Genomic DNA, 7,309 nt, shown 5'->3' on the forward strand with positions numbered 1-7,309 from the left:
CGCCTCCCCCGCCCTGCCCCGCTCCGAACCGAAGCGGCTGAAAATCCCGGCCATCGCGGTGGACGCGCCCTTCACGCCACTGTCCATCGGGGCCTCGGGCCGGCTGGACGCCCCGCCGGCAGGCGACCGGAACCTGGTCGGCTGGTTCAAGGACGGCGCCACGCCCGGTGAGCGCGGGGCGTCGATCGTGGCGGGCCACGTCGACACGACGACCGGGCCGGCGGTCTTCCTTCAGCTGCGGTTCCTGCAGCCCGGGGCGACGGTCGACATCACGCGCACGGACGGCTCGGTGGCCACGTTCAAGGTCGACTCCGTCGAGACGTTCAGCAAGGCGAACTTCCCCGACAAGCGGGTGTACGCCGACACCTCGGACGCCCAACTGCGCCTGATCACCTGTGGCGGCAACTACGACAAGAAGGCCAAGGACTACGAGGACAACGTGGTCGTCTTCGCGCACCTCGACTCGTCCAAGCAGGACTGAGCCGGTCGGATGCGCCGGAAAACACCGCGCGCCGGGCAGCACCCCGCTGCTAGCGTCCCCCGCATGAAGCGCGCCGCTATGACGACGACGCCGGAGAGTGTCCCGGCGCGCTGACTGCTGAACAGTCCGAAGCCCCGGGGCGAGTGCCCCGGGGCTTCTGCTTGCGGTGACTCGCCCCTCGTACGCGAGGAGACCGCCATGCACGACCACCGCAAGCTCGGCCGCGAGCTGGAGCTGTTCGACACCGACCCGCTGATCGGCGCGGGACTTCCGTACTGGCTGCCCGACGGCGCTGCGCTGCGGCACACCCTGGAGGAGTACATCCGCACCGCCGAGCGGCTGGCGGGATACCGGCACGTGTACTCGCCGGTGCTCGGCAAGCGGGAGCTGTACGAGATCTCGGGGCACTGGTCGCACTACAGCGACGACATGTTCCCGCCGATGGACCTGGGCGGCGAGCAGGTCGTGCTGCGGCCGAGCCTGTGCCCGCACCACGCGGTGATCTACCGCTCCCGCTCGCACAGTTACCGAGAACTGCCGCTGCGGATGGCCGAGCTGGGCGGCATGTACCGCTCCGAGCTCTCGGGGGTGCTGGGCGGGCTGACCCGGGTGCGGGCCATCCAGCTGAACGACGCGCACATCTTCTGCACCCTGGACCAGGTCGCCGACGAGGCGCGGGCCGCGCTCGACATGATCCGCCGGGCGTACGAAGCACTCGGCATCCGCCCGGCCCGCTTCCGGCTCTCCCTGCCGGGGCCCGGCGGGAAGTACGTCGCCGCGCCGCAGATGTGGCAGCGCTCCACCGCGCTGCTGACCGGGGTCCTGGACGCGTCCGGGGTGCCGTACGAGGCGGTCGAGGGCGAGGCCGCGTTCTACGGTCCGAAGATCGACGTCCAGGTCGCCGATCCGGCGGGCCGCGAGTCGACCCTCTCCACCATCCAGGCCGACTTCCACCAGCCCGAGCAGTTCGATCTGCACTACATCGGCGCGGACGGGGCGAAACACCGGCCGGTCATGGTGCACCGCAGCATCATCGGCAGCGTGGAGCGGGCCGTCGCCCACCTCATCGAGCAGCACGGCGGCGCCTTCCCCGGCTGGCTCTCCCCCACCCAGGTCGTGATCCTCCCGGTCTCGGACGCCGAACTTCCCGACGCCGAGGACCTCGCCCGCCGTTGCACCGCTCTCGGGCTGCGTGCCGAGGTCAGCGGCCGGGAGCGCGGCAGCCTGGGCGCCCGCATCCGGGAGGCCCGCCTCGTCCCGTACCAGGCGGTGCTCGGCGCCGCGGAGGCCGCCCGGGACCTCGTCGCACTGCGCCTGCGCGACGGCCGGCGGCTCGGCCCGCAGCCGGCCGGGGAGGCGCTCGCCCGGATCGGCGCACTGGTCGCGGCGCACAGCACCGCCCTGTGGGACGAGGCGGCCGGCGTGTAGAGGCGGCCCGCCGGACGGCCCTACGGAGTGACCGGGGCCGGCTCCGTACCGGTGCGGCGGCCGGCCCCGAGTGACCCGGCCAGCGTGGCGGCGACGATCAGCAGGGCGAGGACGACGGTCATGGTGAGCCGGAGTCCGATGTGGTCGGCGAGGAAGCCGAGTCCGGGCGGGCCGACGAGGAAGGCGACGTACCCCGCGGTGGCGACCGCGCCGACCCGCGCCGCCGCGTCGTGCGGGTGGTCGCCCGCCGCGGAGAGGGCGACCGGGAAGCCGAGCGAGGCGCCGAGCCCCCACAGCACCGAGGCGGCGCCCGCCACCAGCGGGCTGGGCGAGACGATCACCAGCACCAGCCCCGCAGCGCCGGTGACGGCGCTGCCCCGGACGACGGCGACCCGGCCGAAGCGCTTCAGGAGCGGGACTCCGGCGAACCGCCCGAGCGTCATCGACGAGGCGAAGGCCAGGAAGGTCAGCGACCCCGCGGTGGCGCTCACGTGGTAGCCGTCCACCATGAGCAGCGGCAGCCAGTCGTTGGCGGCGCCCTCCGCGAAGGCCATGGCGAGGACGATCACCGCGATGAGGACCAGTCGCCGGTCCCGCCACACCAGCAACTGGCCCCGCAGGCCACCCTGTCCGTCCGCACCGCCGGCGGCACCTGCCGCCTCCCGCCCGGTGCCATGCGGGATCGAGAGGACGGCCCGGACCGCGGCGGCGGCTATGAGCACCGCGACGACCGTCAGATGCCATCCGACGGAGAACGCGGCCGCGGTCAGCCCCATGCCGAGCAGCGCCCCGACCACGGTGCCGAGGCTGAAGCAGCCGTGCAGGACCGGCAGGACGGGCCGTCCGATGACGCTCTCGATGGCCGCACCCTCGATGTTGAACGCGACCTCGGCCAGCCCCATCCCGCCGCCGAACAGGGCGAGTCCGCAGAAGACCCCGCCCGCCAGCGACAGGCTCGTGCCCGCCGCGACGACCAGGAGCCCGGCGACGATCAGCGCCGCGCCGACGCTGATCGTGACCCGGCCCCCGTAACGGCGGACGAGTGGGCCGGAGGCCGTGACGCCGGCCATCGAACCGGTGGACAGCCCGAACAGCACGAGGCCCATCGAGCCGGTGGACACGTCGAGCCCGTCCCGGACGGCCGGGGTGCGGGCCACCCAGGACGCCATTCCGGTGCCGGCGGCGAGCATGAAGAGGAACAGGGCGGTGCGCCAGCGGCGCGTAGCGGCATCCATGGCAGCGGGGCCTCAGCAGACGGATCGAAGAAGGTGAGCGACAGGAGCGTACGATCGTACGCCTTGAGTGTACGATCGTACGCATGACGGACCACTTCGCAGGGGACCCCCGTACCAACCATGAGCGGATGCTCGCCGGAGACCTCTACATCTCCGACGACCCGGACATCGCCGAGGCCCAGCAGCGCGCCGTGCGCCTCGCCGCCCAGTACCTCGCGGCGTACACGCAGGACGCCGATGCCGCGCAGCCCGTCGTCGCCGAACTCCTCGGCGGCGTCGGCGCGGGTGCGCACATCCGGCCGCCGCTGTACGTCGACTACGGCACGTACATCACGGTCGGCGAGGACACGTTCATCAACTACAACCTCACCGCCCTGGACGTGGCGCCGATCACCATCGGCCGCGACTGCCAGATCGGGCCGAACGTACAGTTGCTCACCCCGACCCACCCGGTGGAGCCGGAGCCGCGCCGGGACAAGCTGGAGGCGGCCAAGCCGATCACGATCGGCGACAATGTCTGGCTCGGCGGCGGAGCGATCGTGCTCGCCGGGGTGGCCATCGGGGACAACAGCGTCATCGGCGCCGGAGCCGTCGTGACGAAGGACGTCCCCGCCAACGTGGTCGCCGTGGGCAATCCGGCCCGGGTGATCCGCTCGATCTAGCAAAAGGAAGCACCGTGGCGACCGGCAGGAACGACCCCGAGCGGCGGGAGCGCATCATCACCGCCGCGCTCGACCTGATCGCGGAGGAGGGGGTCGCCGGGACGTCGCACCGCAAGGTCGCCGCCCGCGCCGGAGTGCCACTCGGATCGATGACGTATCACTTCGGCGGCATGGACGAGCTGCTGCGGGAGGCGTTCATCCGCTTCTCCAGCAGCATCGTCGCCGTCTTCGAGGAGCGTCTCGGCGCCGCGAACACGCCCGACGAGGCCCGGGAGGCGGTGGCCGGTCTCGTCCATCACCTCTCCAGCGGCAACCAGCGCGAACTGGTCCTCACCCACGAGCTGTACACCCTCGCGGCCAGGAAGCCCGCCTACCGCGAACTGACCCGGGAGTGGATGCGCAGGAGCCGCCGCGCACTCGAATGGCACTTCGACCCGGCGACGGCCCGACAGCTCGACGCGCTGATCGAGGGCCTGTCCATCCACCGCGCCCTGGAGACCGAACCGCATGACCGCGCCCTGACCGTCGAGGCGATCACCCGCATCACGAAGGGCCAGGGCGGGAGTTCCTGACCCGCGCCCCTGAACTCCTGGCCGGCACCCCACCTGACCAAGGTGCCGGCCAGGTCCATGACCTGGATCAGGATCCGGCGCAATCCGCGGGGGAAGCGCCGGCGGCGGGCCGCCGGCCGGCCAGGCACGCCCACGGCCATCTCTCCCCCTCTCCCAGCATCCGCGCGGTGGACACGAATCCGGCCCGGACCAGCATCTCGCCGACCCGGACGGGCGACAGCAGATGAATGTCGTAGGACACTCCGTCGTCGCGCTTGCGCCCGCTGTACGGCTCGTCCTCGCCCGCGTGGAACCCCAGCAGCAGCCGGCCGCCCGGGGCCAGCACCCGGTGGAACTCGGCGAACAGCACCGGCAGCAGACCGGGAGGCGTGTGGAGGATCGACCACCAGGCGACCACGCCCCCGAGCTCACCGTCCGGGAGGTCGAGCGCGCTCATCGAGCCCACCTCGAACCGCAGTCCGGGATGGTCGCGGCGGGCGACGTCCACCATCCGGGGCGACAGGTCCACGCCGAACGCGCGCACGCCGAGGCCGTCCAGATGCGCGGTCACATGCCCCGGTCCGCAGCCGAGATCGGCAACCGGCAGCCCCCCGTCGGCCCGTACCTCCTCCGCGAACCCGCCTAGCATCGCGCGCCCCCACGCATCCCGCGCGAAGGCACCCTTCACCCGCTCGGCATACCCCTCGGCCACGGTGTCGTAGTAGGCGCGGGTCGCTGTCAGCAGAGGAGGAGTCGTCACGCGCACGACCCTAGGTCACCGGTCCCGCTCCCGACGGCCCCTCGGCCGACCCGTACGACGCCCCGCCGTTCCGACGTAGCGACGAACATCAACTCCTAAAGTCAACCGCACCCGGAACTGAGCACAGAACAGGCCAATTGCCTTTCTGGCGACGTTAATTGTTGCGCACAGGCGGATCGGCTGAGGCTCCTGTTGCACACCTCTTGACGTTTCCCGGGTGACGGCGGAACCATCAACTCCCGTCGGAGAGCGCTCTCAGAGCGCTCTCAGAGAAGCTCGTCGTGTCACCCGTACCACGACTCAGGAGACGTACGCCCATGCATGCTCCCCCCACGGAAACCCCCACGGCACCCCCCACGACACTCCGCACCGCAACCGGTCGCGGGCGCCGCACCCGGACGTTCGGGTTCGCCGCGTTCGCCGTTTCGCTCCTCATGGCCCTCCCCACGGCGCAGAACGCCTTCGGCGCGGACGCGCAGGCCATCGAGGGCGGCGGCGACCTCGGCCCGAACGTCATGGTGTTCGATCCGTCGATGCCCGACATCCAGGCCAAGGTCGACGAGGTCTTCAAGCAGCAGGAGTCGGCGCAGTTCGGCACCGGCCGCTACGCGCTGATGTTCAAGCCGGGCACGTACAACAACCTCAACGCGCAGATCGGGTTCTACACCTCGATCGCCGGTCTCGGTCTCAAGCCCGACGACACCACGTTCAACGGTGACGTGACCGTCGACGCGGGCTGGTTCAACGGGAACGCCACGCAGAACTTCTGGCGCTCCGCGGAGAACCTGGCGCTCAACCCGGTCAGCGGCACCGACCGCTGGGCCGTTTCGCAGGCCGCGCCGTTCCGCCGGATGCACGTCAAGGGCGGACTCAACCTCGCGCCGAACGGCTACGGCTGGGCGAGCGGCGGGTACATCGCCGACAGCAAGATCGACGGTCAGGTCGGCCCGTACTCGCAGCAGCAGTGGTACACCCGCGACAGCTCGGTCGGCAGCTGGGGCAACGGCGTCTGGAACATGACGTTCTCCGGCGTCGAGGGCGCCCCCGCCCAGAGCTTCCCGGAGCCGCCGTACACCACGCTGGAGAACACCCCGGCCTCCCGCGAGAAGCCGTTCCTCTACCTGGACGGCGACGACTACAAGGTGTTCGTCCCCGAGAAGCGCACCAACGCGCGCGGTGTCTCGTGGGCCAACGGCACGCCGAAGGGCGAGTCGATACCACTGGACCAGTTCTACGTGGTGAAGCCCGGCGCGACCGCCGGGACGATCAACGCGGCGGTGCAGCAGGGTCTGCACCTGCTGTTCACGCCCGGTGTCTACCACGTCGACCAGACGATCAACATCGACCGCGCCAACACGGTCGTGCTGGGCCTGGGTCTGGCCACGATCATCCCGGACAACGGGGTCACGGCCATCAAGGTCGGTGACGTGGACGGGGTGAAGCTCGCAGGCCTGCTCGTCGACGCCGGTCCGGCCAACTCCAACTCGCTGATCGAGGTCGGTCCGCAGGGCGCGTCCGCGAGCCACGCGGACAACCCGACGTCGCTTCAGGACGTGTTCGTGCGGGTCGGCGGTGCGGGAGCGGGCAAGGCCTCCACCGGCATGGTGATCAACAGCAACGACACGATCATCGACCACACCTGGCTGTGGCGCGCGGACCACGGTGAGGGCATCGGCTGGGAGACCAACCGGGCCGACTACGGCCTCCAGGTCAACGGCGACGACGTCCTGGCGACCGGACTGTTCGTCGAGCACTTCAACAAGTACGACGTGCGCTGGTCCGGCGAGAGGGGCAAGACGATCTTCTTCCAGAACGAGAAGGCATACGACGCCCCCAACCAGGCCGCCGTCCAGAACGGCAGCACCAAGGGGTTCGCGGCCTACAAGGTCGACGACTCCGTGACCACCCACGAGGGCTGGGGGCTGGGCAGCTACTGCTACTTCAACGTGGACCCGACGATCCGCCAGGACCACGGCTTCGAGGCACCGGTGAAGCCCGGAGTGAAGTTCCACGACCTGCTCGTCGTCTCCCTCGGCGGCCAGGGCCAGTACGAACACGTCATCAATGACACCGGATCACCCACATCCGGGACGACCACCGTCCCGTCGAACGTGGTGTCCTTCCCGTAGGAAGGCACCTGGTGCGGGCCGGGGCAACACCGGGTGCTCCCGGCCCCTTCCGGTCAGCCCGGC

7 protein-coding genes are annotated in these 7,309 nt (G+C 70.8%); 5 read left to right on the forward strand and 2 right to left on the reverse strand.

The window, feature by feature from the left end; all coding sequences use genetic code 11:
- Together J1C73_RS30935 and thrS are read left to right on the forward strand one after the other, a co-directional pair.
- A partial coding sequence (locus tag J1C73_RS30935; RefSeq protein ID WP_207319268.1) for a class F sortase occupies positions 1 to 481 on the forward strand: 481 nt, incomplete at its 5' end.
- A gap of 114 nt (positions 482 to 595) precedes the next feature.
- Positions 596 to 1,909, forward strand: a complete 1,314-nt coding sequence (thrS, locus tag J1C73_RS30940; RefSeq protein ID WP_372446766.1) for a threonine--tRNA ligase — start codon at positions 596 to 598, stop codon at positions 1,907 to 1,909.
- Between the two features lie 20 nt (positions 1,910 to 1,929).
- Here the strand turns inward: thrS and J1C73_RS30945 are convergent, their stop codons facing one another.
- Positions 1,930 to 3,144 (reverse strand): MFS transporter, encoded by a 1,215-nt coding sequence (locus J1C73_RS30945; protein ID WP_207319270.1) that lies wholly within the window; start codon positions 3,142 to 3,144, stop codon positions 1,930 to 1,932.
- An 83-nt stretch (positions 3,145 to 3,227) separates the two neighbouring features.
- On the opposite strand from J1C73_RS30945, the gene J1C73_RS30950 reads away from it, so the two are divergent.
- Both J1C73_RS30950 and J1C73_RS30955 read left to right on the forward strand, forming a co-directional pair.
- Positions 3,228 to 3,806 (forward strand): sugar O-acetyltransferase, encoded by a 579-nt coding sequence (locus tag J1C73_RS30950; RefSeq protein ID WP_207319271.1) that lies wholly within the window; start codon positions 3,228 to 3,230, stop codon positions 3,804 to 3,806.
- Between the two features lie 14 nt (positions 3,807 to 3,820).
- Positions 3,821 to 4,378 carry a TetR/AcrR family transcriptional regulator gene (locus J1C73_RS30955; protein ID WP_123461458.1) on the forward strand — a complete coding sequence of 186 codons (558 nt, stop codon included), beginning with the start codon at positions 3,821 to 3,823 and terminating at the stop codon, positions 4,376 to 4,378.
- Between the two features lie 67 nt (positions 4,379 to 4,445).
- On the opposite strand, the gene J1C73_RS30960 is transcribed toward J1C73_RS30955, so the two are convergent.
- On the reverse strand, positions 4,446 to 5,117 hold the full coding sequence (locus J1C73_RS30960) for a class I SAM-dependent DNA methyltransferase (protein ID WP_307797836.1): 672 nt from the start codon (positions 5,115 to 5,117) through the stop codon (positions 4,446 to 4,448).
- 317 nt (positions 5,118 to 5,434) lie between these two features.
- Between J1C73_RS30960 and J1C73_RS30965 the strand changes: the two genes are divergently transcribed.
- Positions 5,435 to 7,246 (forward strand): pectate lyase-like domain-containing protein, encoded by a 1,812-nt coding sequence (locus J1C73_RS30965; protein ID WP_207319272.1) that lies wholly within the window; start codon positions 5,435 to 5,437, stop codon positions 7,244 to 7,246.
- Positions 7,247 to 7,309 lie beyond the last annotated feature (63 nt).

The sequence above is a fragment of the Streptomyces laculatispora genome (genome assembly GCF_017353455.1).
GTDB lineage: Bacteria > Actinomycetota > Actinomycetes > Streptomycetales > Streptomycetaceae > Streptomyces > Streptomyces laculatispora.